General features: G+C 36.4%; 28 protein-coding genes. 16 read left to right on the forward strand and 12 right to left on the reverse strand.

Annotated features, from left to right (window positions below; genetic code table 11):
• Positions 1-153: 153 nt before the first annotated feature.
• Entirely contained in the window at positions 154-429 is a 276-nt protein-coding gene (locus ACQ5J2_RS08640; protein ID WP_432673281.1) for a winged helix-turn-helix transcriptional regulator, read from the reverse strand.
• Between the two features lie 157 nt (positions 430-586).
• On the opposite strand from ACQ5J2_RS08640, the gene ACQ5J2_RS08645 reads away from it, so the two are divergent.
• Positions 587-1,099, forward strand: a complete 513-nt coding sequence (locus tag ACQ5J2_RS08645) for a VOC family protein (RefSeq protein ID WP_432670010.1) — start codon at positions 587-589, stop codon at positions 1,097-1,099.
• A gap of 192 nt (positions 1,100-1,291) precedes the next feature.
• Here ACQ5J2_RS08645 and ACQ5J2_RS08650 read toward each other — a convergent pair whose 3' ends face one another.
• On the reverse strand, positions 1,292-2,380 hold the full coding sequence (locus ACQ5J2_RS08650; RefSeq protein WP_432670011.1) for a M42 family metallopeptidase: 1,089 nt from the start codon (positions 2,378-2,380) through the stop codon (positions 1,292-1,294).
• 83 nt (positions 2,381-2,463) lie between these two features.
• Between ACQ5J2_RS08650 and ACQ5J2_RS08655 the strand changes: the two genes are divergently transcribed.
• Positions 2,464-3,162 (forward strand): DUF4294 domain-containing protein, encoded by a 699-nt coding sequence (locus tag ACQ5J2_RS08655; RefSeq protein ID WP_432670012.1) that lies wholly within the window; start codon positions 2,464-2,466, stop codon positions 3,160-3,162.
• Positions 3,163-3,173: 11 nt separating this feature from the next.
• Here ACQ5J2_RS08655 and arsB read toward each other — a convergent pair whose 3' ends face one another.
• From arsB to ACQ5J2_RS08695, 8 genes are all read right to left on the reverse strand, one after another.
• Positions 3,174-4,220, reverse strand: coding sequence for an ACR3 family arsenite efflux transporter (gene arsB, locus ACQ5J2_RS08660; protein ID WP_432670013.1), 1,047 nt, complete (start codon positions 4,218-4,220; stop codon positions 3,174-3,176).
• A gap of 2 nt (positions 4,221-4,222) precedes the next feature.
• Complete coding sequence (locus ACQ5J2_RS08665) at positions 4,223-4,855, reverse strand: low molecular weight phosphatase family protein (protein WP_432670014.1); 633 nt, start codon at positions 4,853-4,855, stop codon at positions 4,223-4,225.
• Positions 4,856-4,997: 142 nt separating this feature from the next.
• Complete coding sequence (locus tag ACQ5J2_RS08670; protein ID WP_432670015.1) at positions 4,998-5,834, reverse strand: GIN domain-containing protein; 837 nt, start codon at positions 5,832-5,834, stop codon at positions 4,998-5,000.
• A 61-nt stretch (positions 5,835-5,895) separates the two neighbouring features.
• Positions 5,896-6,633, reverse strand: coding sequence for a head GIN domain-containing protein (locus ACQ5J2_RS08675; RefSeq protein WP_432670016.1), 738 nt, complete (start codon positions 6,631-6,633; stop codon positions 5,896-5,898).
• 1 nt (position 6,634) lies between these two features.
• A complete protein-coding gene (locus ACQ5J2_RS08680) occupies positions 6,635-8,371 on the reverse strand; it encodes a PspC domain-containing protein (protein WP_432670017.1) in 1,737 nt (578 codons plus the stop codon).
• A 5-nt stretch (positions 8,372-8,376) separates the two neighbouring features.
• Positions 8,377-8,706 (reverse strand): PadR family transcriptional regulator, encoded by a 330-nt coding sequence (locus tag ACQ5J2_RS08685; protein WP_432670018.1) that lies wholly within the window; start codon positions 8,704-8,706, stop codon positions 8,377-8,379.
• 12 nt (positions 8,707-8,718) lie between these two features.
• Positions 8,719-8,928 (reverse strand): hypothetical protein, encoded by a 210-nt coding sequence (locus ACQ5J2_RS08690; protein ID WP_432670019.1) that lies wholly within the window; start codon positions 8,926-8,928, stop codon positions 8,719-8,721.
• A 55-nt stretch (positions 8,929-8,983) separates the two neighbouring features.
• Complete coding sequence (locus tag ACQ5J2_RS08695; RefSeq protein WP_432670020.1) at positions 8,984-9,436, reverse strand: DUF4870 domain-containing protein; 453 nt, start codon at positions 9,434-9,436, stop codon at positions 8,984-8,986.
• A 142-nt stretch (positions 9,437-9,578) separates the two neighbouring features.
• On the opposite strand from ACQ5J2_RS08695, the gene ACQ5J2_RS08700 reads away from it, so the two are divergent.
• Together ACQ5J2_RS08700 and ACQ5J2_RS08705 are read left to right on the forward strand one after the other, a co-directional pair.
• The gene (locus ACQ5J2_RS08700) at positions 9,579-10,061 is read left to right on the forward strand and encodes a DUF4442 domain-containing protein (RefSeq protein WP_432670021.1); all 483 of its coding nucleotides are present in this window, start codon (positions 9,579-9,581) and stop codon (positions 10,059-10,061) included.
• A gap of 54 nt (positions 10,062-10,115) precedes the next feature.
• The gene (locus ACQ5J2_RS08705; protein ID WP_432670022.1) at positions 10,116-11,021 is read left to right on the forward strand and encodes a TIGR01777 family oxidoreductase; all 906 of its coding nucleotides are present in this window, start codon (positions 10,116-10,118) and stop codon (positions 11,019-11,021) included.
• 56 nt (positions 11,022-11,077) lie between these two features.
• Here the strand turns inward: ACQ5J2_RS08705 and ACQ5J2_RS08710 are convergent, their stop codons facing one another.
• The gene (locus ACQ5J2_RS08710) at positions 11,078-11,743 is read right to left on the reverse strand and encodes a YceI family protein (RefSeq protein ID WP_432670023.1); all 666 of its coding nucleotides are present in this window, start codon (positions 11,741-11,743) and stop codon (positions 11,078-11,080) included.
• A 159-nt stretch (positions 11,744-11,902) separates the two neighbouring features.
• On the opposite strand from ACQ5J2_RS08710, the gene ACQ5J2_RS08715 reads away from it, so the two are divergent.
• From ACQ5J2_RS08715 to ACQ5J2_RS08755, 9 genes are all read left to right on the forward strand, one after another.
• Entirely contained in the window at positions 11,903-12,481 is a 579-nt protein-coding gene (locus tag ACQ5J2_RS08715; protein WP_432670024.1) for a nucleotide exchange factor GrpE, read from the forward strand.
• Positions 12,482-12,581: 100 nt separating this feature from the next.
• Positions 12,582-13,715, forward strand: coding sequence for a molecular chaperone DnaJ (gene dnaJ / locus ACQ5J2_RS08720; protein ID WP_432670025.1), 1,134 nt, complete (start codon positions 12,582-12,584; stop codon positions 13,713-13,715).
• A gap of 162 nt (positions 13,716-13,877) precedes the next feature.
• Positions 13,878-14,798, forward strand: coding sequence for an ABC transporter ATP-binding protein (locus ACQ5J2_RS08725; protein WP_432670026.1), 921 nt, complete (start codon positions 13,878-13,880; stop codon positions 14,796-14,798).
• 40 nt (positions 14,799-14,838) lie between these two features.
• On the forward strand, positions 14,839-16,134 hold the full coding sequence (locus ACQ5J2_RS08730; protein WP_432670027.1) for an ABC transporter permease: 1,296 nt from the start codon (positions 14,839-14,841) through the stop codon (positions 16,132-16,134).
• Between the two features lie 10 nt (positions 16,135-16,144).
• The gene (locus tag ACQ5J2_RS08735; RefSeq protein ID WP_432670028.1) at positions 16,145-17,026 is read left to right on the forward strand and encodes a mechanosensitive ion channel family protein; all 882 of its coding nucleotides are present in this window, start codon (positions 16,145-16,147) and stop codon (positions 17,024-17,026) included.
• Positions 17,026-18,189: a sigma-54-dependent transcriptional regulator gene (locus ACQ5J2_RS08740; protein WP_432670029.1), complete on the forward strand. Its 1,164-nt coding sequence runs from the start codon at positions 17,026-17,028 to the stop codon at positions 18,187-18,189. The genes ACQ5J2_RS08735 and ACQ5J2_RS08740 overlap by 1 nt, the downstream gene beginning before the upstream one ends.
• A 39-nt stretch (positions 18,190-18,228) precedes the next feature.
• A complete protein-coding gene (locus ACQ5J2_RS08745; RefSeq protein ID WP_432670030.1) occupies positions 18,229-18,903 on the forward strand; it encodes a DEAD/DEAH box helicase in 675 nt (224 codons plus the stop codon).
• Between the two features lie 25 nt (positions 18,904-18,928).
• Positions 18,929-19,147 (forward strand): putative signal transducing protein, encoded by a 219-nt coding sequence (locus tag ACQ5J2_RS08750; RefSeq protein WP_432670031.1) that lies wholly within the window; start codon positions 18,929-18,931, stop codon positions 19,145-19,147.
• A 147-nt stretch (positions 19,148-19,294) separates the two neighbouring features.
• Positions 19,295-20,929 (forward strand): ABC-F family ATP-binding cassette domain-containing protein, encoded by a 1,635-nt coding sequence (locus ACQ5J2_RS08755; protein WP_432670032.1) that lies wholly within the window; start codon positions 19,295-19,297, stop codon positions 20,927-20,929.
• Positions 20,930-21,059: 130 nt separating this feature from the next.
• On the opposite strand, the gene ACQ5J2_RS08760 is transcribed toward ACQ5J2_RS08755, so the two are convergent.
• On the reverse strand, positions 21,060-22,505 hold the full coding sequence (locus tag ACQ5J2_RS08760; RefSeq protein ID WP_432670033.1) for a leucyl aminopeptidase family protein: 1,446 nt from the start codon (positions 22,503-22,505) through the stop codon (positions 21,060-21,062).
• A 732-nt stretch (positions 22,506-23,237) separates the two neighbouring features.
• Between ACQ5J2_RS08760 and kdsB the strand changes: the two genes are divergently transcribed.
• The 3 genes from kdsB to ACQ5J2_RS08775 are packed head-to-tail and all read left to right on the forward strand — an operon-like array spanning position 23,238 to position 26,609.
• Positions 23,238-23,978, forward strand: a complete 741-nt coding sequence (gene kdsB / locus ACQ5J2_RS08765) for a 3-deoxy-manno-octulosonate cytidylyltransferase (protein WP_432670034.1) — start codon at positions 23,238-23,240, stop codon at positions 23,976-23,978.
• Positions 23,979-24,036: 58 nt separating this feature from the next.
• Entirely contained in the window at positions 24,037-25,656 is a 1,620-nt protein-coding gene (locus ACQ5J2_RS08770) for a S8 family serine peptidase (RefSeq protein WP_432670035.1), read from the forward strand.
• Between the two features lie 11 nt (positions 25,657-25,667).
• Positions 25,668-26,609 (forward strand): NAD(P)H-dependent flavin oxidoreductase, encoded by a 942-nt coding sequence (locus ACQ5J2_RS08775; RefSeq protein WP_432670036.1) that lies wholly within the window; start codon positions 25,668-25,670, stop codon positions 26,607-26,609.
• Positions 26,610-26,673: the final 64 nt, after the last annotated feature.

Here is a 26,673-nt window from a genome sequence, read left to right on the forward strand (position 1 = left end):
AAAACAATTATTCTCAATATGATTTTAACTCATAATAGGGTGGTAATTTGATTTTTTCTTTAGAAAACTAGTTATTTAAATACGGCTAAAAATATTTCAATAACTTTTATTAATACACTTATTACCAATAAATTAAAATTAATAAATCACACATTAATCCTTACAATCATCGAGCCCCCATTTATCCAAGCTTCTCAAAATAGGTTCAAGAGAAGCACCTCGTCGAGTTAAAAGATATTCCACTTTTGGCGGAACGACTGGGTAAATCTTGCGGGAAATGAGTCCGTCTTTTTCCAACTCTCTAACAGTTTGCGTGAACATTTTGTTGGAAATACCAGGAATTTTCTTTTGCAATATACCTGAACGCAAACCTTCTTCTAATAAGTGAAATAAAATAAGAGGTTTCCATTTGGTACCTATTAAATTCATCGTATAATTTAAAGGACAAGCATTTTCTTTCTTCAAAATAATTATTTTACTGGTTTGTTAATCACTAATTTACCCCTTCTGGTAACTAGGGTGCTTTCTGGTAAGTTATTGTTTAAAAGGTAAATATAGATTAATTTTGTGCTCTAAACTAGAAATCATGACAGATAAACAAAATTATCCCAAATCATTTTCACACATTGGAATTACCGTTCCCAATATAAAAGAAGCCGTGAAGTTTTACTCAGAAGTAATGGGTTGGTACATTATTATGGAGCCTTCGGTTGTTAAAAAGGAAACAGAAACAGCGATTGGTCAAATGTGTATAGATGTTTTTGGAAACGACTGGACTGAATTTGAAATTGCACATTTGGCAACGTCAGATGGAATTGGTATCGAATTATTTTCGTTTCCAAACGGCGTGAAGGAAGCTCCAGAGTTTAATCCATTTAATACAGGGCTTTTTCATTTTTGCGTGCAAGACCCAAACATTGAAGACCTGATTGCCAAAATTGTTTCATACGGTGGTAAACAAAGAATGCCCATCCGAGAATATTATCCTAACGACAAGCCTTTCAAAATGTGTTATGTGGAAGACCCCTTCGGAATTGTTTTTGAAATTTATACCCACAGTTATGAGTTGACGTATTCGTCAGGGGCTTATTCTAAATAAAAATTTCGGATTAATGCTAGCTATCCTTCCATGAAGAATAGAGCCGAGATGTATGGTATAAAATTGAAATATGTTTAATTTTTATTTCAAAGCAAATACTATTTAATCAGCTGCTAAAATCTGTGTTTGTGGATTTGTAGCAATACATTTTAAAGAAAAAGGGTACAACTTTTACAAGCTGTACCCTTTTTTTTATTTAAAGTAAGAAAAACTATCTTCGTTTTTCATATTGAGTAACGTGTGGTAGATAAGCTCAATCACATGTTCTACATCATCACGGTGTACCATTTCAACCGTAGTATGCATGTATCGTAATGGAAGTGAAATTAAAGCCGACGCCACGCCACCATTGCTATAAGCAAAAGCATCCGTATCCGTTCCTGTCACTCTTGATGAAGCATTGCGTTGAAAAGGAATTTTGTTTCCTTCTGCAGTGTCAATGATTAAATCTCTCAAGTTATTTTGAACCGCTGGAGCATACGTAATAACTGGTCCTGCACCAATTTTAGTTTCTCCTTGGGTTTTTTTGTCAATCATTGGAGTGGTAGTGTCGTGGCAAACATCGGTTACAATGGCAACATTGGGTTTGATGGTTTGCGTAATCATTTCGGCACCACGAAGACCAACTTCTTCTTGTACAGAATTAGTAATGTACAACCCAAAAGGCAAGGTTTTCTTATTTTCATGCAATAAACGAGCAACTTCGGCAATCATAAAACCACCCATACGATTATCGATGGCACGACAAACAAACTTGTTGCCGTTTAAAATCATGAATTCATCCGGGTATGTAATCACGCAACCTACGTGAACACCTGCTGCAAGAACTTGCTCTTTCGTTTCACAACCTATGTCAATAAAGATGTTGTCTAGTTTAGCACTTTCTTCTTTTTCACCTTTACGGGTGTGAATTGCTGGCCAACCAAATACACCTTTTACAATTCCTTTTTTAGTATGAATGTTCACACGTTTTGAAGGGGCAATTTGATGGTCGGAACCTCCGTTCCTTATTACGTAAATCAGTCCGTCGTCTGTGATGTAATTTACATACCAAGAAATTTCATCAGCATGTCCTTCGATAACCACCTTGTATGGAGCGTCAGGATTGATAACACCTACAGCTGTTCCGTAAGTATCGGTAATAAAAGTATCCACATACGGACGTAAATAATCCATCCAAATTTTCTGACCTTCGGCTTCAAATCCAGTTGGAGAGGCGTTGTTTAAATAGTTTTCTAGGAAAGTTAGAGAAGTCTTTTTTAATATTGATTTTGTACGCATAATTAAAATTTTTGCTAAAGTATAAATTTGGCATTACAGTTGTATAGTTCTTTTGCATAAATTTGGGCCAAATAAAACGTACAATGGGGATTTTAAGAAAATACATGTTTTTTATAATGATGTTCTTTACAGCAGTTCAATCGAATGCCCAAGAAGACCATCGCGATGATTACCTCAAAGAAAAAGACACCGTTCTTGGCGTCGCCATAGAATTGGAAGAAGTAGTTATTGATAAAAATCAAATAAAAATTAGTGACGATGCCCGAAAACGTTTTTTGATTCTGCAAAGAAGAGTCTACAAAGTCTATCCTTATGCCAAACTAGCTTCGGAGCGTTTGGTTCAGTTGAATAAAGGAATGGAGGGTTTGAAAACCAATAAAGAACGCAAAAAATATTTTAAAATTACTGAAGATTATCTCAATAATGAGTTTGAAGGAAAACTTAAAAAACTCTCAAGAAAAGACGGTCAAATTTTGGTAAAACTCATTAATAGACAAACAGGAAAAACTACGTTTACGTTAATAAAAACATTAAAGTCGGGATGGAAAGCCTTTTGGTCCAACAATACGGCCCGACTATTTGACATCAATTTAAAAACCGAATACGACCCAATGCTTGTCTATGAAGATTACTTAATAGAAACTATAATTGACCGCGCTTTTAAAAGTCACCGTTTAGTTCCGCAAGCAGCTGCAAATCCAATTGATGTTGAGGAAATGGCGGACTTTTGGAGTGAAAAAATAGCGAAGCAAAACGCGGAAAGCTTAGAGAATAAAAAGTAAAATAATCCTAATCACGAATGAATTGCTGGATAGTATTTTTTTCGTAACCAAAAAGAAACACGTACCAGTAAAATCAACGCGGGAACTTCAACTAAAGGTCCGATAACTCCTGCAAATGCTTGTCCTGAATTCAATCCGAAAACGGCAATTGCTACCGCGATGGCAAGTTCAAAATTATTTCCTGCAGCTGTAAATGCAACAGCCGTTGTTTTGTCGTAATCTGCTCCAGTAGCTTTTGTGAAGAAAAAACCAATGATAAACATCAAAGTGAAGTAGATGAGTAAAGGAACAGCAATAATTACAACGTCCATCGGGATTTCAACAATTAAAGCTCCTTTCAATGAAAACATTACTACAATTGTAAATAAAAGCGAAATTAAAGTCAGTGGAGAAATGGTGGGAATAAACTTGTTATTGTACCATTCTTCGCCTTTTTGTTTGACTAAAATCCAGCGACTCAAAATACCCATCAAGAAGGGAAGTCCCAAATAAATGGCAACACTTTCGGCGATTACACCAATAGATATATCGACAATCGCACCTTCAAAACCAAAATAGGGCGGAAGTACTGTAATGAAAAGCCAGGCATAAAAACTGTAAGCAAAAACCTGAAAGACACTGTTTAATGCTACGAGTCCAGCGCCATATTCGCTACTACCTTCTGCAAGGTCGTTCCAAACTAAAACCATTGCAATGCAACGTGCCAATCCAATTAAGATTAATCCGACCATATATTCGGGGTATTCTTGAAGAAAAGTAATGGCAAGAATAAACATCAATACAGGCCCGATAATCCAATTCAAAATCAAAGAAATAGAAAGAATTTTAGTGTTTTTAAATACTTTTGGTAACAATGCATAATTGACTTTTGCCAAAGGCGGATACATCATTAAAATGAGTCCAATTGCAATAGGAATATTGGTCGTTCCGCTGTTGAAAGAATTGATGATTTCTGGGAAATTTGGAATGAAATATCCAAGCCCGACGCCTATTGCCATGGCAACAAAAATCCACAAAGTCAGGTTTCTGTCGAGAAAACTTAGTTTTTTAGTACTCATTTTTATACTTTTATTTGAGAGAATATAAATAGTAATTCGGTTGCAATTTGTACGCTTCTTTCGTGGTATTTTTCACTTTGAACCGGCGTATTGTCAAATGCTTTTGGGTCGTCATAGGTAATCGGAATTCTTTTTTCTGCACCAATTATAAAGGGACAACCGCCATCTGCTTGAGAACAAGTCATAATTGCCGCAAATTCAGCTTCCGGATTAAAATCACTATCGAGCTTTTTAGAAAACGCGATAATAGGATGGTGGTTGTTTGCGAATTTCACACTATAAATGGGATTTTTACCTTCAGAAAGTGCAAAAATTGCAAAACCAGTATTTGCTAAAGTTGTAGCAACCATTGGGTAAATGGCAGTACTTTCGGTTCCACCCGAATAGCAAAACACATCTTTAATATCAAAATAATAAGCCATGGTTTGAGCCCAAATTTGTGTGAGATGACTTCTTCGTGAATTATGGGTACAGATAAAATTCAATCTGATTTGTTGATGGGTACTTGCTTTCTCCTGAATATAATCCAAAAGCGGTTGTAAAATTTCTTTTCGTTCTTGAGAAATCGAATCTGGATTCAATTCTCTAATAAAGGTTTCGATTTCAGGAAAAAGGAAAGAATTATTCGGATTCATATTGCATTAGTTACGTTAGTTCTGCTTAAAAATACGTCCATGTACTTTTATATTGCAATATTACGATAAATAAAACATCAGAATAAACTCTTGTAGATTAATTTATTGTTAACAAAACCTCAGAAAGAACTTTTGCTATCGCTTATTTCAATGTGTTTTTCTTCAGTAATGATTTACCCGTAAACTTCTTTAGTTCAATACTAGGTTCTCCAAATAACTCGATTTCAGCGTTGGCAAAAGCACTTAAAATAAGAGAAGTTTCCACTTGAAGTTTCGTGTCTGAGTAGCCTTCTGCTAATAACTCCGCCTTTTTAGAAGTAAGTTTTGAGCCAACAAACTTTGCATTATTGTCCATGCGGAGTTTTAATTCAACGACATCGCCCTCAAAAGCACTTGTACTCTTTTGATACTGGTCGACTTTAAGTTCTTGAGCGGCTACTAATGCTTTGATTGTGGAGCTATTTGTCAGTATAAAAATTAACTTTTCAGATTTTGCATTCAATTGTACTTCGGAATCATCATTGAGTTCAAATGAGGCTACTTTCGCCTTCAGGTTTAGGAAAAGTTTTGCTTTATTGTTTAATTTGAAGGAAACGTTGTCCAATTCCATTTCTTCCAGAATCATTACCTTCGAGTCATCAATCGCTTCAATGCTTTTTAGGGCATCTGTATAAAAAATCTTAACTTCAAACTTCTTGTAGCGCGAAATTTTATTAGCCATTGATAAGTTTAGAACGCCACCTGCATTAGTAACTTTAAGCGCTTCGTGTAAGTTGTCGTCTGCTTCAGTTTCAATTCCGGTGCTGTCCGCTTTTATAAATGACACCTCGATATCATCCTGAATGTAAACATCAGTGAAGACAGGAGTAGGTTGGTCTTGAGTCGTAACGGTTTTAGAGCCTTTTAGTTTTTCGCCTTTTTGAGCTAGCGAAATAGTACAGATAAATAAAAAAACAAGTAACGTAATAGTTTGCTTCATTTCAAGTGGATGATTTTTGCAAATATAAAAAAAATAGCTCCTATTAAAGAGCTATTTAAATTTAATCTTTCGAGATACTTCCACCAGAACTTTCTTTCTTATCAAGGTTTTTGGGGATATTTATATATCGGATACTGCTTCCGCTTGAAGCTTTAGCGTTTAGGCTTAAAATAGGATTCACTTTGGTGAAGCTTCCGCTAGAGGCTTGTGAGAAAATTTCATTGGTCAACAGTTTTTCGGCATGAATACTACTTCCGCTTGACGATGCCGTTTCTGCTTTTAAGGCTTTTCCAGCTGTTGTGATGCTACTTCCACTTGAAGATTCCATGGAGATAAAATCGGCTTCGACTTCGATATCTATATCACTTCCGCTAGAAGAATCTACAGTTAATGAGGTACTTTTTAATGTATTTTCGTTCCTAATACTCGCTCCACTTGATGATTTTAATTCAGTTATTATAGGTAAATGTACCCGGACGAATATTCCGTTCGATGAATTATTTGATGAATTACTGCTAATTTTTAAAATACCGTTTTCAACCGTTGTTGTGATTAAAGCTTGGATGTTTTCATCGGTTTCCACTTCAACAGAACGGTTTTCAGTTTGTGTTACTTCCAATCTAATGCCACTATTGACATGAATTTTATCGAAATTTTCAGTAATGGTTCGTGTTTCAGTAGTAATGGTTCCATTGCCTTTAACCCCTTCAAAATTAAATGAATGTCTGCAAGAGCCAAGTGAAAGTACAGCTATAAATACCAACGCAATTTTAGTAATTAAAGTAAGATTTGATTTCATATTAGTTGTTTTTAATTATAATTCCGTTCTTATCAATAGATAAAGATGTTTGCTTACTATTGACGGTTTCTGACGTAATGATTTCTTTGCCATTTACTTTCAAAATAACTTGTCTAATGGTGTCCGAATTGTTTTCATAATCCTCATTTTTTACATCATCATAATCATTTTCAGAAAGTGGACAATTCAAGCATTTAACTTGTGTATTTTCTACCTGATAAATGTAATCGCTTGAACTGTAGTGCAAGTTAAAAAATTCATCGTCAGAACGATCATAGTTTTCTACAGAATTATCAGTTTTGAATAAAGTTCCCTTCGGAAGATACAAAGTTAGCTCTACTTCCTGATCTCTGAATTTATTATTGAAATTTGTCAGTATATAATTGTCTAAAATCAATTGATTATTTTCAAACTTAAAACCATATTGAATTTTCTCTGCTTTTTCTTTAGCAACTCGCAAATCTCTTCCTTTTGCTTTCTTTTCAACTTGTAAATACGGCATGTTTTCATCTGTTTTTACAATTGTTAAGCGAACATTATTTGAATATAAAACACGTTGGTCTGCTGAATCTTGCGTGATTCTAAAGTCAGTTCGCTCATTTACATTTTTAGCATAATAGTCATTGTGTGTAAATTTAATTTGCAGCGTGTCTTGTGGATTCATGTTCAATGTTTGCTTGTTCACGATACGACCTTCGGTAGAATATTCCATCATTTGGTTCATTCCAATGGTAATTAACAATGCGATAGAAATAATCCACAAAGCAAATAGCGTGTAGTTTACAATATTTCCTAACGATTTCATGTTGGTAATCAGTAATTTGAATCCTAAAATCATCAAGTAGAAAAATGGAATTCCTACGGCAAAAAACACAAGTAATCCAAATGTCCATACGGGAAAATCAGAGAAATTTCCTGCTTGAATGAAGTCGCTCCAAGGGAATTCTACAAAAGCAGAAGTGCCTAAAGTGAAAATCCCTATTAATAACATTACCAATAGTGGTAAAGCAGTAAGTATCAGGATAACGCCTAAAATTTTTGCAAATACATTAAAAATAGCCATGAAAACCTTTCCAGCATTCGAAGCAATTTTGTCCGCTCCTGTTTTTACTTGGTTTCCCATTTCGTCATAATTGACGTTTCTAATTTTCTCTGAAACGTTGTCAAATTCAGCTCTTACTTTTTTTTCAATATTCGAAATATTAACGGGTTCACCAGTCATTTCTAGTTTTTCAGAAGTTGTCACGGCTTCCGGCATCACAATCCATAAGATAATGTAAGGGATTAATCCGACTCCATAACTTAAAAGTAATATCAAAAAGAAAATTCTAATCCAGACTTTGTCGACTCCAAAATAATGACCCAAACCTGCCAAAACACCACCAATCATTCCACCGTCTTTGTCACGGTATAATTTTTTATTTCCTTTTGTTTGATACGTGTAATTTGGTCTTGGTTCTTCGGCGTCGTCATTGTCAATGCGATAATCTTCAGGTTGTCCCATTACGGTAATCACTTCATCCAATTCTCGCAAGCTGATGACTTGTTTGCCGTTTGAATGCTTTTCAGCAAATAATTCAGCAATACGCATTTCAATGTCTTTGATGATTTCATCTTGACCGTTTGAATTGGTCAAAGAGCGTTTTATCGCTTCAAAATAGCGCGATAATTTTTGGTATGCATCTTCGTCAATATGAAAAAACATTCCACCTAAATTTATATTTACAGTTTTGTTCATGACTATTAGTTTTTGTTTGTGATTATGGTTACAGCGTCTGAAAGTTCCGTCCAGGTTCCGCTTAATTCGTTTAAAAATGTGTGTCCTATTTCCGTTAATCCATAGTATTTTCTAGGCGGTCCGGAAGTGGATTCTTCCCAACGGTAGTTGAGCAATCCGTCGTTTTTGAGTCGGGTTAATAACGGATAAATGGTTCCTTCCACGACTAGCAATTTAGCGTTTTTGAGTGTTTCTAATATTTCAGAAGTATAGGCGTCTTTTTCTTTTAAAACCGATAAGATGCAAAACTCCAAAACACCTTTCCGCATCTGGGCTTTTGTGTTTTCTATATTCATGATTGTCTTGTGTTAAATCGTTTCTCTTTCATTTTCTTTTTTCGGATTCAGATTGTTTGCTAACAAACGGGTATTTTGTTTACTATGGAAATTAGCTTTTTCGAGTTCCCAATTTGTTGCTAAACAGATTTGCATTTCTGCAGAATTCGTCTGACTTACGTGTTCTTTTGTCGCTAGCATTCCTGTGATTAATAGGGTAGCGGTGATGATTACTTGTAACATAATTATTCGATTTTTGATTGATGATTAAAACCTTTTTGAGTGATTAACTCTTGATTTACTTTAAAAATTTAATGGTTGCCGGATATTTAAAATGGGTTTCTTGCGATACTTTTACTGCTGCATAAATGATTAAAAAGAATTCTGCAGTTTTAATAATCATCAAAAAGAAAATTGCAATTGCAGCAATTATTAATCCTCCTGATACTTCCGCAAAATTAAAATTATCAATTACTAAATCAGCATTTTCATAATAAGAAAGATCCGTATTATTGAAAATCATAAAAAGTACAATTGGAACTGCAATGAGTACCAAAATTAGCGAGTAAATAAATAAACTCAATTGAAAATTGATAACTTCTTTACCTTGTTCATCAACAAATTCCGACTTGTCTTTTGATGTTGCCCAAATGATTATTGGAAATATGAAATTTCCAAAAGGAATGCAATACTGAAATAAACTGCTTAAATGTGTTGCTGTTGCAGTGTTTGTGTGAGTAATTTTTTCCATAATAAAAAGTATATAGTATTTTCTTATGCAAATATATGGTCAAAGAACAGTATCTTGTTTCGCATAGTACTAAATATTAACAAAGAATTAACATTGTTGTAATTCAAAAATATAGTTTATTTTTACAGAAAAATCTATCATTATGGTTCTTACGACTAGGAAACTCAATACTTTTTTATTCTTTAAACTTCCGTCCGCATTCATTTGTGGCGTTCGTGTCAAAGAAATTAATGATGTGGTATGTAAAGCGACCGTAAAGCATAGATGGATCAACCAAAATCCTTTTAATTCGATGTATTTTGCTGTTCAAGCGATGGCTGCCGAACTTACAACAGGTGCTTTGGTAATGAATCAAATACAGCAAAGTGGTCAGAAAATATCGATGTTGGTTGCCAATAATAAATGTAGCTTTTCAAAAAAGGCAACAGGTAGAATCACTTTTATTTGTAATGAGGGACATTTGATAAAAGAAGGGATTAATAGAGCAATTCAGACAGGAGAAGGGCAGACTTTTTGGCTTAAATCTATTGGTTATAACCAAGAAAATTTGCAAGTTTCTGAAATGGATTTTGAGTGGACGGTAAAAGTTAAAAATAAGGGTATACGACCGTTAAACATTGCATAATTATCTTTTTTTTCCATTGTTTTACTTGTAGTTTTGAAAGAAACAACAAAGGCGATGAAAATTTTAATTACAGGAGCGACGGGTTTAATCGGTACTGAATTAGTGGCACTTTTACTTCAAAATGGTGTCTCGATTCATTATTTAACGACCTCCAAAAAGAAAATTGAATCTCAACCCAATTACCGCGGTTTCTATTGGAATCCCGACCAAGGAATTATTGACGAAAATGCTTTGATGGGTGTCGATTCTATCATTCATTTGGCAGGAGCTTCCATTGCAAAACGGTGGACTTCAAAATACAAACAAGAAATTATAGAAAGTAGGATTCTATCGTCAAATGTGCTTTTTAAAGCTATAAAAGACAATCCAAATTCAGTGAAGCAGATTGTTTCTGCCTCAGCAATTGGCATTTATCCCGAAAATTTGACAAAACTGTATACCGAAGACGAAACGGATGTTGATGAAAGTTTTTTAGGAAAAGTGGTGATGAAATGGGAAGAATCAGTAAATAAATTTAAATTACTAAATATTAAAGTCGCCAAAATCAGAACTGGACTGGTTTTGTCTGAGAAGGGCGGTGCTTTGCCAGAAATGGTAAAACCAATCCAGATGGGAATTGGTTCACCTTTCGGTTCTGGAAAGCAAATGCAATCGTGGATTCACTTACATGATTTGGTCGCGATGTATTTTTATGCAGTCGATAATGAATTAGACGGAGTTTACAATGCTGTAGCTCCAAATCCCGTAACCAATAAAAAACTGACACAGGAAATTGCAACGGTTTTAAAGAAGCCATTATTTATGCCAAATATTCCAAAATTTTTAATGAAATTAATTTTAGGTGATATGCATGTCATTCTATTTGCCAGTCAAAATGTGAGTTCCAAGAAAATCGAAGAAGCAGGATTCAAATTTGAATTTAAATTAATTGACAAAGCGCTTAAAAATGTATTAGAATAAAAAAAAAGCTCCGAAATTATTTCGGAGCTTTTTTCAATAGTAAGATGAATTAATAACTATTTCAATACTTTCAAATTTACTGTTAACTCGATATTGTCTTCAACAAACTTATCTTTCAAATCGTCAAAAACAGATTTAGACGCATAGTTTACGTTCCATTCGGTTCTATTAATCACGAATGGCTCACTTACAATTGTCATTGAATTATCGTCACTTGTGATTGTTGCTGGAATTGTAATGCTTTTTGAAATCTCTTTCAAAGTCAAATTACCAGTAATCATCATTTTACCGTTTTCTTCGGTAACTGTCTTCACTTCAAAACTTCCTTTTGGATATTTCCCAACGTTAAAGAAGTGGTCTTCCTTCGCTTTTTCGCCTGTTCCTTTCAAATGTGTTTCTAAATCTTCTTTACCGTCACCTGCTTTTAAATCAGTAACAGTAATTGAATTCATATCGAAAACAAATTTCCCGCCTTCTAATTTTCCGTCAGTAACCATCGCTTCGCCATCGCTAAACTTGATAGTTCCCGTATGTGTTGTCCCAGGTTTTGAACCTTTCCAATCCACGACTGAATTTTCCATGTCTATTTTGTAAGTCACAGCTTCAGCCGAAGCCACTGTTATTTCGTTAGCATCCGTTGTTACGGTTGCAGTTTCGTTTTTACAAGAAATAAACGCCGACATTGACGCTAAAACCAATAAACTTAAAAATGTCTTTTTCATAATAATATTTTTTGTTTTGGCAAACATAATTAATGGAGATGCAGAATTTCTTAAAATAATATTAAATTGTGCTTTTGCCAAAAATCAATTGGCGGTAGAAGTGACAATTTGACACGGAAAATAATTTGGCAATACTTTTGACAATAGAGAAATCAAAAAATGGATTTAAAAAATTTATTCAAAAATAGCCCAAAAATGACTACTGACAATACAGAAAAAGAGTTCGATTTAACTGATGATACATTAGAAAAGACGACAGACGAAGTACAAGTACCTGTAGAAGAAATTAGTGTTGAAGAAAGATTGACACAAGAATTAGCAGCCGAGAAAGATAAATTTCTTCGTCTTTTTGCTGAATTTGAAAACTTTAAAAGAAGAACGGCCAAAGAGCGTGTTGAATTATATAAAACAGCCAACCAAGACGTTTTGTATTCGATGCTACCCGTTTTAGATGATTTTGACCGTGCATTGGTTGAAATTCATAAAGCGAAAGATAAAAACTTGACGAAAGGAGTTGAATTAATTCACGAAAAACTAAAAAATACTTTAGTTTCTAAAGGTTTGGAAGAAGTTGAAATTAAAAATGGCGATGTTTTTAATGCTGATTTTGCAGAAGCAATTACACAAATACCTGCTCCAACGGAGAAGTTAAAAGGTAAGATTGTAGATGTAATTGAAAAAGGATATAAATTAGGCGATAAAATAATTCGGTTCCCTAAAGTGGTGACTGGAATGTAAAGCTATAGGATTTTAGTAGTACTCCTGATTACTAAAAACCAAAAATTAAGATTTTAAGTAAGTGGCAATTTGAAACTTATTTGAAACCAAATAAAACTATATGAAGAAAGATTTTTACGAAATATTAGGTATAACAAAAAGTGCTGATGCAGGTGAAATTAAAAAAGCTTATCGAAAGAAAGCGATTGAATTTCATCCGGATAAAAATCCTGGAAATAAAGAAGCAGAAGATAAGTTTAAGCAAGCTGCAGAAGCTTACGAGGTTTTAGGCGATGCTCAGAAGAAAGCGAAATACGATCAATATGGTCACCAAGCTTTTGATGGTTCAGGAGGTTTTGGTGGCGGACACGGTGGCATGAATATGGATGACATTTTCAGTCAGTTTGGCGATATTTTCGGAAGTGCTTTCGGAGGCGGAGGCGGAGGTTTTTCTGGCTTTGGCGGTGGAGGCGGAGGTCAACGTCGCGTAAAAGGAAGTAATTTACGCATCAAAGTTAAATTAACGCTAGAAGAAATTGCTAATGGTGTTGACAAGAAAGTTAAGGTAAAACGTAAAGTTCAAGCAAGTGGCGTTTCGTATAAAACATGTTCGACTTGTAATGGTCAGGGACAAGTTATGCGAGTGACGAATACGATTCTTGGACGAATGCAATCTGCTGTTACTTGTACAACTTGTGGTGGTTCGGGTCAGATTTTAGATAAAAAACCGGCTGATGCGGATGCTCAAGGATTAATTATTGAAGATGAAACAGTTTCAATAAAAATTCCTGCAGGTGTTGCCGAAGGAATGCAGTTGAAAGTGGCCAATAAAGGAAATGAAGCTCCAGGAAGTAACAGTATTCCTGGTGATTTGATTGTTGTAATTGAAGAATTAGAGCATGAATCATTAAAACGCGAAGGAGAAAACTTACATTTAGATTTATACATTAGCTTTTCAGAAGCCGTTTTAGGTGTTTCAAGAGACATTAATGCGGTAAACGGAAAAGTGCGGATTAAACTGGAAGAAGGAATTCAATCTGGTAAAATTTTGCGATTGAAAGGCAAAGGAATTCCAAGTATAAATGGATACGGTAACGGAGATTTATTGGTTCATGTGAATGTTTGGACGCCGAAAACATTAAACAAAGATCAAAAGCAATTTTTTGAAAAGAATTTGACGGATGATAATTTCACTCCAAATCCTGAAAAATCGGATAAATCTTTTTTCGAAAAAGTGAAAGATATGTTTTCATAATATAAAAAGTTTACTTACATTTGAACTTTGCTAGTTTACTAGTAAATTCTTTTTCATAGCAATTTTTCCCATCCTTGTGCAAATAAGGGTGGGTTTTTTTTTGAAAAAGCATTATTTTAGGACGATTAATATTTATATTTACAGTAAATCAGAAATTATACAATGAGTAACATTCTTGAAGTAAAAAAAGTGGTGAAACAGTACGGAGATTATACCGCACTAAATGAAGTTTCCATCTCAGTTCCCAAAGGAAGTATTTACGGATTATTAGGTCCAAATGGTGCCGGAAAAACCTCTTTAATTCGAATCATAAACCAAATTACATATCCCGATAGTGGAACTATTCTTTTAGATGGAGAAAAACTGCAACCTAAACATATTCAATCTATTGGGTATCTTCCCGAAGAACGAGGTTTGTATAAATCGATGAAAGTGGGCGAACAATGTTTGTATCTCGCTCAGATGAAAGGTTTGTCAAAAGCAGAAGCTAAAAAACAACTCGAATACTGGTTTGATAAACTGGATATCAAAGGGTGGTGGAACAAAAAAATCGAAGAATTATCGAAAGGAATGGCTCAGAAAATTCAGTTTGTGGTAACGGTGTTGCACCAACCAAAACTATTAATTTTTGATGAACCTTTTTCAGGTTTTGACCCTGTAAATGCAAATTTAATTAAAGATGAAATTTTGGAACTTCGCGAAAAAGGAGCTACTATTATATTTTCAACCCACAGAATGGAAAGTGTCGAAGAACTGTGTGACCATATTGCTTTAATTCACAAATCCAATAAATTAATTGAAGGCAAATTAAACGACGTAAAAAGAGAATATCGAAGTAATACTTTTGAAGTGGGAATTCTTACAAGCAATGTGGAAGGATTGATGTTTGATTTAACGCAAAAATTCAAAGTTAGTCCTGCAACTTTTAAATCATTAAACGAAGATTTAAAACTTCAAATCGAATTAGGTACTGCAAATTCAAATGAACTGTTACATATTTTAACGCAAAGAGGCCAAGTGACCCATTTTGTCGAAAAAATCCCGAGTGTGAATGATATTTTTATTCAATCAGTTACGCAATAATCTTTTACAATTTTCAAAATATATAATCTTTACATAGAAAATGAGCGTTTTAACCCTAATTATAAAAAGAGAATTCATAGCCAAAGTGCGAAACAAGTCCTTCATTGTGATGACTTTTTTGAGTCCCATACTTTTTGTGGCTCTTGCCGCATTTGTAGGCTATTTGAGCACGATGAGGTCTGATGTCAAAAAAATTATCATTCACGACGAATCTAATTTATTTGCTACGGATTTCAAGCAAACCGACGAATATCATTACTTAGATTTTTCACATATTCCTTTGCAGTCACTAAAAGATAGTGTCGTTGCCGAAAAATATGAAGGAATTTTGTTCATTCCCCAGAATGCTGATAATACTGTTTTGTCAAAAGAGATTCAATATATTTCGGACGAAAGTCCAAGTATGTCCTTTATCGAAGATTTACAAGAAGTTATTGGTAAGAAAATGACCACCGATAACTTGCAGAAAGCTGGTTTGGATACATTGGTTATAAAAAATGCAGAAGCAAAAGTAGACATCAATTTAACAAAAGTTTCGGGTGAAGAAACGGTCAAAGGATTGAATGAAATAAAGGTAATTATTGGTGGTGCTTTTGGATATTTAATCATGATGTTCATCATTATTTACGGAAATATGGTGATGCGAAGTGTTATTGAAGAAAAAACAAATCGGATTATTGAAATCATCATTTCATCGGTAAAGCCATTTCAATTGATGATGGGAAAAATTATCGGAACCTCTCTTGCAGGAGTCTTGCAATTTCTTATTTGGGCTATTGTAGGAACACTTTTATTTGTGATTGCTTCCGCATTTTTAGGTATAGAAATGGGAAGTCCATCGGCTGACGTTGTAGCTGCTTCAGGCAATAATTTTGCAGGAACAGCACAGTTATATATCAATGAATTAAAGAACTTGCCTTTAGGCGTTTTATTAGTTTCCTTTTTAGTTTATTTTATTGGAGGTTACTTTTTATACAGTTCTATTTATGCGGCAATTGGTGCTGCAGTTGACAATGAAACGGATTCCCAACAATTTTTACTGCCGATAATCTTGCCTTTAATGTTAGGTGTTTACATTGGTTTTTTCAGTGTTTTAAGTGAGCCTCACGGAACAATTGCAACCGTGTTTTCAATGATTCCATTAACTTCACCAATAGTTATGTTAATGCGAATTCCATTTGGAGTGCCTTGGTGGCAAATACTAATCTCAGTAGCATTATTGTTTGCAACCTTCTTTTTCGTAGTTTGGTTTGCTGCTAAAATTTATCGTGTCGGAATTTTAATGTACGGTAAAAAACCTACGTGGAAAGAACTGTATAAGTGGTTGAAATACTAGTAATTGGTTTATGGAATTATTTGAACAACTAAAAGAAACTTTAGGATTAAGCCTTATAAAAACGGAAGATATTAATGTTACCATTGGTGCATTAATAGCAGTTGTTTTGGCATTTTTTGTTACAAGTTTTGCACTAAAATGGATCCGTAAATTAATCACCAGAAATTTGCCAGTTGATGATACCAATAAATTTATAAGTATATTTCAATTTATAAAATATTTGGTTTATGTTTTCGTGACCATGTTTGCTCTTCGAATTTCTGGAGTTGATATTTCAGTTCTTTTAACAGCTTCTGCCGCAATATTTATTGGATTGGGTTTTGCTTTACAGCAACTTTTTCAAGATTTAATTGCTGGAGTATTAATTATTTTAGACCAATCTTTAAAAGTAGGTGATATTATCGAAATTGATGGCAAAGTGGGAAAAGTACAACGAATAAGTTTACGTTCTACAAGGGCTTACACAAGAAATGACCGTGTGATGATTATACCCAATCACATGTTTATGGATGATTTACTTTTCAACTGGACACAAAATAACAGCATAGTACGTGACAATGTTAGTGTTGGAGTAGCTTATGGTTCGGACACCGTTTTAACAAAAAAAATACTTTTAGAATCTACTTCAGAGGTTGAATCAATATTGAAAGACCCAAGAGCAAGCGTTTTGTTTGATAATTTTGGTGATTCATCATTAGATTTTACAATCAATTTCTACGTAAACGATGCATTTGCCGTGCAAAGAACCAAGAGTGATTTACGTTTTGTAATCGACCGAAAATTTCGTGAAAACAATATTACAATTCCATTTCCTCAAAGGGATTTACATGTATACCAAGATAAAAACACTGAATTTTCAATAAAAAGAACGCCAACTAACACACAAGAATAATGTCGAAAATATTAATAATTGAGGATGAACCTGCGATTAGAAGGGTTTTGAATAAAATTCTCTCCGAAGAAAATGACTCCTATCAAGTCGAAGAAGCAGAAGATGGACTCGTTGGCATGGAAAAAATCAAAAACACGGATTACGATTTGATTTTATGCGACATCAAAATGCCAAAAATGGATGGCGTCGAGGTTTTAGAAGCTACCAAAAAAATCAAACCAGAAATTCCAGTTGTGATGATTTCAGGTCATGGCGATATGGAAACGGCAATTAACACGATGAGAATGGGTGCTTTTGATTACATTTCAAAACCACCTGATTTGAATAGATTATTGAATACCGTACGGAATGCTTTGGACAAAAAGCAGTTGGTCGTAGAAAATAAAATTCTAAAAAAGAAAGTCAGCAAGAATTACGAAATGATAGGTGATTCAAAAGAAATTCACCACATCAAAGACATGATTGAAAAGGTGGCGATAACGGATGCTCGAGTATTAATTACAGGTCCAAACGGTACTGGAAAAGAACTTGTTGCTCATCAATTACATGAAAAAAGTGAGCGTTCAGGTGCAGCTTTAATTGAAGTGAATTGTGCGGCAATACCATCAGAATTAATAGAAAGTGAACTTTTTGGTCATGTAAAAGGAGCTTTTACATCGGCTATAAAAGACCGAGCTGGAAAGTTTGAAGCGGCTGATAAAGGAACTATTTTCTTAGATGAAATTGGTGACATGAGTCTTTCGGCTCAAGCCAAAGTGCTTCGGGCTTTGCAGGAAAGTATGATTACTAGAGTAGGTGCGGATAAAGATATAAAAGTAGATGTTCGGGTAGTTGCCGCGACCAACAAAGACCTCAAAAACGAAATTGCCGAAGGTAGATTCCGGGAAGATTTGTACCATCGTTTAGCGGTAATATTAATTAAGGTTCCGGCTTTGAATGAACGCCGTGATGACATACCTTTGCTCATCGAACATTTCTCGAAAAAGATTGCAGATGAACAAGGTTCGGTTGCAAAAGTTTTTTCTCAAGAAGCCCTGTCGTTACTAAAGGAATATGATTGGACGGGAAATATTAGAGAATTGCGAAATGTTGTAGAAAGACTCATTATCTTAGGTGGAAACGAAATTTCCGAGAAAGATGTAGCACTTTTTGCTAGTAAATAATAGAGAAGTTCAAGTCCTCACGTTGTTAAAACATATAGAATGAAATTAAAAAAGATAAATCCGAATTTGCAAAAGGCGTTAATCGAAAATGATTTAACAGAAGCAAATGTGTTGCAACAAGAAACTTTTTCATTGATAAAAAGTGGTGCAGATTGTGTAATTATTGCACCGGAAAAATCGGGAAAAACAGCTGCAATTGTACTTAATGTGATTCAGAGATTGGAAAAAGAATTTCAAGAGTCGCCACGAGCTTTGATTTTTGTACACTCAAAAGAGAAGTTGATTGAGATGAAACAAATGTTTGAGAAGTTCGGAAACTACACAAACCTTCGGGTATATGGCGTTCATGATAAAGGCGATATTGACTTTGATAAAAACCATATCTCGTTAGGGATTGACGTTTTAATTGGAACAACTAATCGTCTCAACGATTTGTTTTCAACAGCTGGTTTTGATGTCAACCAACTCAAAATGTTTATTGTAGAAAATACAGATGATTTATTGAAGTTGCGGTACGATACTAAAATTTCAAGAATTGGCGAAAATATAAAAACACAACGTATTTTCTTTTCAGAAAATGAATCGGAACGGTTATATACTTTTGTTGATCGAGTAATGATTGAGCCAACTTGGTTTGATTTTTATGATGACGGAGAAGAGGAAGAGGAGGATATTGACGACGACGATGAACAAGAAGATGGTGAAGAAGAATAGAACAAATAATTAAAAAAATAGCGATATGGGAATGATAAAAGTATTTTCGGGAAGTCAAATTTTAGCGCAAGCGTTGAATCAAAAGATTGAAGCAATTGGAGTAAAAACCATCATGAAAGACAATATTCAATCGGCTCGTTTGGGTGGATTTGGAAACAGTGATGCAGCCGTTGAAATCTTTATTGAAGAAGTAGATTTTGGTAAAGTAAATGCTATTATTGAAGACTTCAGATTGAATATCTAAGCGTTTTTCGGTATTTTAGTTTATAATAAACATCCTTTTTAAATAGGGTGTTTTTTTATGCCTATTTATTTGACAAACGGCTTATCTTTGCATCTTTAAAAAAAAGAAAAGTCTATATCTATTCTTTTCGCTTTCAATATAAAACTTATGATTACAGTTAACGATATCTCCGTTCAATTTGGTGGAACTACGCTTTTCAGCGATGTTTCTTTTGCTATTAATGAAAATGATAAAATCTCCTTGATGGGTAAAAATGGTGCCGGTAAATCGACACTATTGAAGATTATCGCTGGACAAAGCAAGCCTTCTACGGGTAATATTTCGGCTCCTAAAGATGCCGTTGTTGCTTATTTGCCTCAACATTTGCTAACCCAAGATGATGCAACGGTAATGGAAGAAGCTTCTAAAGCTTTTGGTGAAATCTTCCAAATGAAAGCAGAAATCGAAGAGATTAACGAGCAATTGACCATCCGAACGGATTATGAATCGGATGCTTACATGAAGTTGATTGAGCGCGTTTCTGATTTGAGTGAAAAGTTTTACGCTATTGAAGAAGTCAATTATGAAGCAGAGGTAGAGAAGATATTAGTTGGTTTGGGGTTTGTTCGTGAAGACTTTAATCGACCAACTTCAGAGTTTTCTGGAGGTTGGAGAATGCGAATCGAGCTGGCAAAAATATTGTTACGCAAGCCTGATTTGATTTTATTGGATGAACCAACAAACCACATGGATATTGAAAGTATCCAATGGTTGGAGGACTTCCTGATTACTTCGGCGAAAGCGGTGGTGGTTATTTCTCACGATAGAGCGTTTGTCGATAACATCACCAATCGTACAATTGAAGTAACGATGGGACGTATTTATGATTACAAAGCCAAGTATTCTCACTATTTGGAACTGCGTAAAGACCGTCGTATTCACCAACAAAAAGCCTACGACGAACAGCAACGAATGATTGCTGATAATCAAACGTTCATCGACCGTTTTAAAGGAACATTTTCAAAGACAGATGCTGTTCAATCGCGTGTTAAAATGCTTGAGAAACTGGTGTTGGTTCAAGTTGATGAAGTGGATACTTCGGCGTTGAAGTTGAAGTTTCCTCCAGCTGTTCGGTCCGGGAACTATCCAGTAATTGTTAAAGATTTAGCCAAGTCTTATGGCGAACATTTAATTTTTAAAGATGCCAATATTGTCATTGAGCGTGGTGATAAAGTAGCGTTTGTAGGTAAAAATGGTGAGGGTAAATCGACGATGATTAAAGCGATTATGAAGCAAATCGAAATCAATGGAGGAAGTGTAGAAGTAGGACACAATGCTCAAATTGGTTATTTTGCACAAAACCAAGCGTCGTTGTTAGATGAGAATGCAACCATTTTTGAAACCATAGACCACATTGCTGTTGGCGATATCAGAACACAAATCAAGAATATATTAGGTGCATTTATGTTTCATGGCGATGACATCCAGAAGAAAGTAAAGTTTCTTTCCGGTGGTGAGAAAACGCGTTTGGCAATGATTAAGTTATTGTTAGAACCTGTAAACTTGCTGATTCTTGATGAACCTTCCAATCACTTGGACATGAAAACCAAAGACATTATCAAAGATGCCTTGCGCGATTTTGAAGGGACATTAATCTTGGTTTCTCACGACAGGGATTTCTTGGACGGATTAGCGACCAAAGTCTTTGAGTTTGGAAACAAACGTGTAAAAGAACATTTCGAAGACATCAACGGGTTCTTGGCACACAAGAAAATGGAGAACATGAGGGAAATCGAGAAGTAATAACGGAGCCATCAACATCATTTTCCTTTTCAAAGTATAGGGAATAGCATGCTCTTAAATGCTCGAATGAGTTTATAATAAAAACGCCGCAAATAGTAATTTGCGGCGTTTTTGTAATTATATACTATTACTATTGTGCAGCAATACGCTCTTTCACAAAATCATAAATCAATCGTACGGCAACACCTGTTCCTCCGCTTTGTTTGTAGCCATTGGCATCTTTAATGAAAGCCGCTCCAGCAATGTCCAAGTGTATCCAAGGATAATCAGTGAAGTGTTCTAGGAATTTACCGGCAGTTGTAGCACCACCCACGGGGCCTCCTATGTTCTTCAAGTCAGCGATGTCAGACTTTAGTAAGTCTTCAAATTCTTTCCAGAAAGGCAACTGAATCAAGCGCTCGTATGTGGTTTCTCCAGACACTTTCAAAGCATCCATTTGTTCCTGATTGTTTCCTGCCATGGCGATCCCAAAAGGACCTGTGATGGCTACCGAAGCTCCCGTCAATGTGGCCATATCAATCACCAGCTCTGGGTCAAAACGCTTGGCATACGTCAAGGCATCTGCAAGAACCAGGCGGCCTTCGGCATCGGTGTTCAGTACTTCCACCGTTGTCCCGTCCATCATCGTGATGACGTCATCCACAACAAGCGCGTTACCAGAGACTTTATTGTCGGTGGCAGGTACAAGTCCTATCACGTGGTACGGCAGGTTATTTTTGGCAATAGCCGAAATAATTCCCACAACAGCAGCACCACCTCCCATGTCCGACTTCATTCCGGGCATCGAGCCACCCACTTTTAGCGAGTACCCACCTGTATCAAACGTAACGCCTTTTCCTACTAAAACCAAGGGTTTTGTATTGATGGCATTGCTAGGTTTATATTTCATGATGTTGAAAGTAGGAGGTACGGTCGAACCTTGATTCACGGCTAAAAGTCCGCCCATTTTAAATGCTTCAATGTCTTTTTTCTGAAGAATCTCTGTTTCAAAGCCATGCTTTTTACCGGCTTCAACAACCACATTGCCAAACATCACCGAGTCTAGAAAATTTACAGGCTCGTTGACCATTGTTTTGGCAAGCGACACCGCTTCAACAACTGTGGTAATCGCTGATAGGGCTTCTTTCGAGATAGCCGTATCAGATATCAATACAGTGGTTACTTCCGTTTTATCTTCTTTCTTGTATTTTGTGAATTTGTAACTGCTCAACAAAAGCCCTTCTAAGAATGCTGCTTTTAATTCCGACTTTAAGTCACTGAACCCTACTAAATGAGCAGCGGCAATCTTCTCGTTCCTAAATTTTTTATACAATTGAGCACCTGCCATCCTCCAGTTTTCAGTTTCGTCAGATGTATTGGCAACGACCAAGTATTGCTTTTCAGCAAAAAAAGAAAGGACGCTCGCTTTCTTGCTTTCCAATGCCGTTCTCACTTTATCGGCCACTAAAGGTCGGGGTTCAAACTGCTTGGCGTGACTCTCATTAAAACAAATGAGTACGGATACGCTTTCCTCTTTGATAGACGATGCCTCTGAGTAGGACGTAAGCGTGGTGTTTAAGTAATTATTGATGTACATTTTTAAGTGGTATTAATCGATTTTGAAAATCAAAAGTACTATGTTTTAAGGGTAATTCCTATTGCAATACGGCATCTGTGCTATTTGGGGTTTACTTTAAATTTAAAAGTTCAAATCCGTTATTAATTAAGTGCTTTTTCGTCCTCTCATTATAAAGCTACTCCCTTATTTAGTGTCTTTTCTGCCGACGGAATGCCGTTTTTCAACCTTTTGCCATTTATTGGAAAACAGAAAAACCAACTCCTTATATATAGGTGTCCGGCTTTCGCCAAAATCAATCAGAAAAATTACTTACTACGAAAGCTTGCTCCACTTTGCAGTATGTTGTTCAACATGGAGCAATGTCTTTGAAGGTATTGTAGTAAAACACTTGCTTTACTGCAATGTCTTGCTCCATATTGCAGTAAAACACTTGCTTTACTACAATGTCTTGCTCCATGTTGCAGTATGTAATTTTTCAAACTATAGATTACTAGAAGAACTACACTATAATAAATCACTTTCAACATAAAGTTCATTTGTTTTTTGACGAAAAGGAGCAACGAAAGCCCGATAAAGTGAAAGTATTTGTTACCAATGCAAACCGCTTTTATTACCTTTTTAAAATGGCATTGACAAATACTTTACAAAAGATAAATTTTTGCTTTCAACCGTAAATATTCTCTATTTTTATCCTAATTTCAACGGAAATTCCCGAATTTGCACTCCTATAATCCTTTCACAGCAAACACCATGAAAATAATAGCGGTAATTCCTGCACGATATGCTTCCACACGCTTCCCTGCGAAACTCATGCAGGATTTATGCGGCAAAACGGTTATTACCAGAACCTATGAAGCGGCGGTAGCGTCCCAACTCTTTGACGACGTATTTGTTGTAACCGACTCTGCCCTTATATTCGATGAAATACAATCGCAAGGCGGAAAAGCCATTAGGAGTGTCCGCGAACACGAATCGGGCTCTGATAGAATTGCCGAAGCCGTTGCTCAAATGGATGTGGATGTAGTAGTCAATGTGCAAGGCGACGAACCTTTTATTGACACAGATTCGCTGCAACAACTGATTACGGTTTTTAGAAACGACCACGATAAAAAGGTCGACCTTGCTTCGCTAATGCGCGAAATCAAGGACCAAGAAGCCATCAATAACCCCAATAACGTAAAAGTAGTGGTCGACCAAAGCCAGTTTGCACTCTATTTCTCCCGGTCTGTAATTCCCTATCCAAGAGAAAAGGAGGTAGGCGTTCGGTACTTTCAGCACATTGGCATTTATGCCTTTCGCAAGCAAGCCTTGATGGATTTTTACAGCCTTCCTATGAAATCCCTAGAAGCCTCTGAGAAACTGGAGCAACTGCGGTATTTGGAATTTGGCAAACGCATCAAGATGGTCGAAACAGCTCACGTGGGTATTGGTATCGACACCGAAAACGACCTGATTAAGGCAAGGAACCTATGGCAAGAAAGCCATCAGTAAGGCTTTGTGAAAACCATTTGCCCCTCGTTCTCGTTAATAGAATAAAGCACTTTTACCTATGAAAAACATACTACTTACTTTACTATTACTGCTTTCCAGCATTGGCTTTGCCCAAGAAGACGCATGGGTGTACTTTACTGATAAGCCCGATGCGGCAACCTATTTAGCCAGTCCGCTGACAATGCTTTCGCAAAAATCACTCGACCGACGAACTGCTCAAAACATTGCTTTAGACGAGAAAGATGTACCCGTTTATCCGACTTACATCACTCAAGTTACAACGGCGACCGGCATCACGGTCATGGCAAAATCCAAGTGGCTGAACGCGTTGCACATTCGCGGAAGCGTGACGGATATTGAAGCGCTTTTGAGCTTATCATTTGTCGAAACAATTCAGTTTGCCAATGCTTCTTTGAACACCAATGCCTCTGGAAGAAGTGCTACTACGGCAGATTTCAATATGGTGAATAAAGCAATGGAGACCCAAATTACATTTGCTTATGGCAATTCAAGCAATCAAATTAGTATGCTGGGTGGCGACTTGTTGCACCAGCAAGATTTTACAGGAACCGGGATGACAATTGCAGTGCTCGATGCTGGTTTCCCTGGCGTAAATACTGCTGCACCTTTTCAACGTTTATTTACCAATAACCTTGTGTTAGGTGGTTATGACTATGTGGGTCAGTCCACTAACTTTTATACAGGAGGTACACACGGTACGTTAGTGCTTTCTACGATGGGCGGTTATGTCGAGAATTCATTGGTAGGAACCGCACCTGATGCAGCTTATTACTTATTTATTACCGAAGATGTGGCAGACGAAAATCCCGTGGAAGAGTCCTATTGGGTTGAAGCCGCTGAGGAAGCCGACCGCTTGGGAGTAGATATTATTACGACGTCTCTGGGGTATTTTACTTACAACAATCCTGATTATAGCTACACGTATGACGATATGAATGGTACAACGGCCTTTGCTTCTCGCGGAGCTGATGTGGCGTTTTCCCGAGGCATTATTTGCGTTACGTCTGCAGGAAATTCAGGAGCAACGGTCAATCCGCACATTTCTGTCCCCGCCGATGCAGTAAATACATTGGCAATTGGAGCGGTAAATGCTTCTGGGTTTTATGCAAGTTTCAGCTCTATTGGTCCCTCATTTGACGGTCGAGTAAAACCCGATGTGGTGGCACAAGGCGTTCAAGCAGTTGTGTCAACCCCAGAAGGAACGATAGGTATGGCAGACGGCACCTCGTTTTCAGGCCCAATAACGGCAGGAATGGTAGCATGTTTGTGGCAAGCTTTACCCAACAAGACCAATGCCGAGATTGTACAAATCGTAAAAGAGTCGGCAAGCATTTACACGAATCCAACCCCGCAACTGGGCTACGGCATCCCGAACTACAATACAGCACTTGCAACAACATTAGGGATTGCATCTGTTGATAAAGATATGTTTCTGCTGTATCCTAATCCTGTTAAGGATGTGTTGAATCTTACTACAACATCAATTTCGAGCAATACTGTGGTAACGCTTTATTCGGCTTTAGGCCAAAAGGTGTTGGAAACAAAAACCGAGCAGGCAAAAGTAGCTGTTTCGGTTGCTCATTTGCCGTCGGGCGTGTACTTTTGTAAGATTGATTCGGGAACGTTTCAAACGATTAAGAAATTCATTAAACAGTAAAACCATTTATCTTGGAGAATAAAATCACAACCCTTTTCGGCATACAATATCCCATTATTCAAGGCGGCATGATATGGAACAGTGGCTACAAGCTTGCCAGTGCCGTAAGTAATGCAGGCGGTTTAGGACTCATTGGAGCAGGCTCGATGTATCCGGAGGTATTGCGGGAACACATCCAGAAATGCCAGAAAGCTACGGACAAACCTTTTGGCGTGAACGTACCTATGTTGTATCCCAATGTCGAAGAAATAATGCAAATCTTGGTAGATGAGGGTGTGAAAATTGTTTTCACATCGGCAGGAAATCCAAAAACTTGGACCCCGTTCTTAAAAGAACACGGCATCACTGTAGTGCATGTGGTGAGTAGCTCAAAGTTTGCATTAAAAGCACAAGACGCTGGAGTTGATGCAATAGTTGCCGAAGGATTTGAAGCAGGCGGACACAACGGACGCGACGAAACTACTACATTGACCTTGATACCTATGGTTAGAGAAAAAGTAACCATCCCCTTGATTGCTGCCGGAGGAATCGCGACGGGAAGAGGTATGCTAGCCGTGATGGTTTTGGGTGCCGATGGTGTTCAGGTAGGAAGTAGGTTTGCAGCTTCGATAGAAAGTTCGTCACACGACAACTTCAAAGACACCATCTTGCAAGTGGAGGAGGGAAGTACCCAGCTAACGTTGAAAGAATTAGCACCCGTGCGACTGATTAAGAACAAGTTTTACCAAGATGTTCAAGACCTGTACGCCACTTGTCCCACTCCCGAACAACTGAAGGAATTACTAGGAAGAGCCCGTGCCAAGAAAGGCATGTTTGAAGGAGACCTCATTGAAGGCGAACTAGAAATAGGTCAAATAGCAGGATTGATTCATGATATTTTGCCAGCAGGAACGATAGTGGAGCAAATGGTTAAGGAGTTTGAGGAGGCAAAGAAGGAAGTCACACTAATGTAAGGAATAAGTTATTATTAAAACATCCCATTTATTACTAAGTAATGAATGGGATGTTTTGGTTATT

The organism is Flavobacterium sp. SM2513 (assembly GCF_050908145.1).
GTDB lineage: Bacteria > Bacteroidota > Bacteroidia > Flavobacteriales > Flavobacteriaceae > Flavobacterium.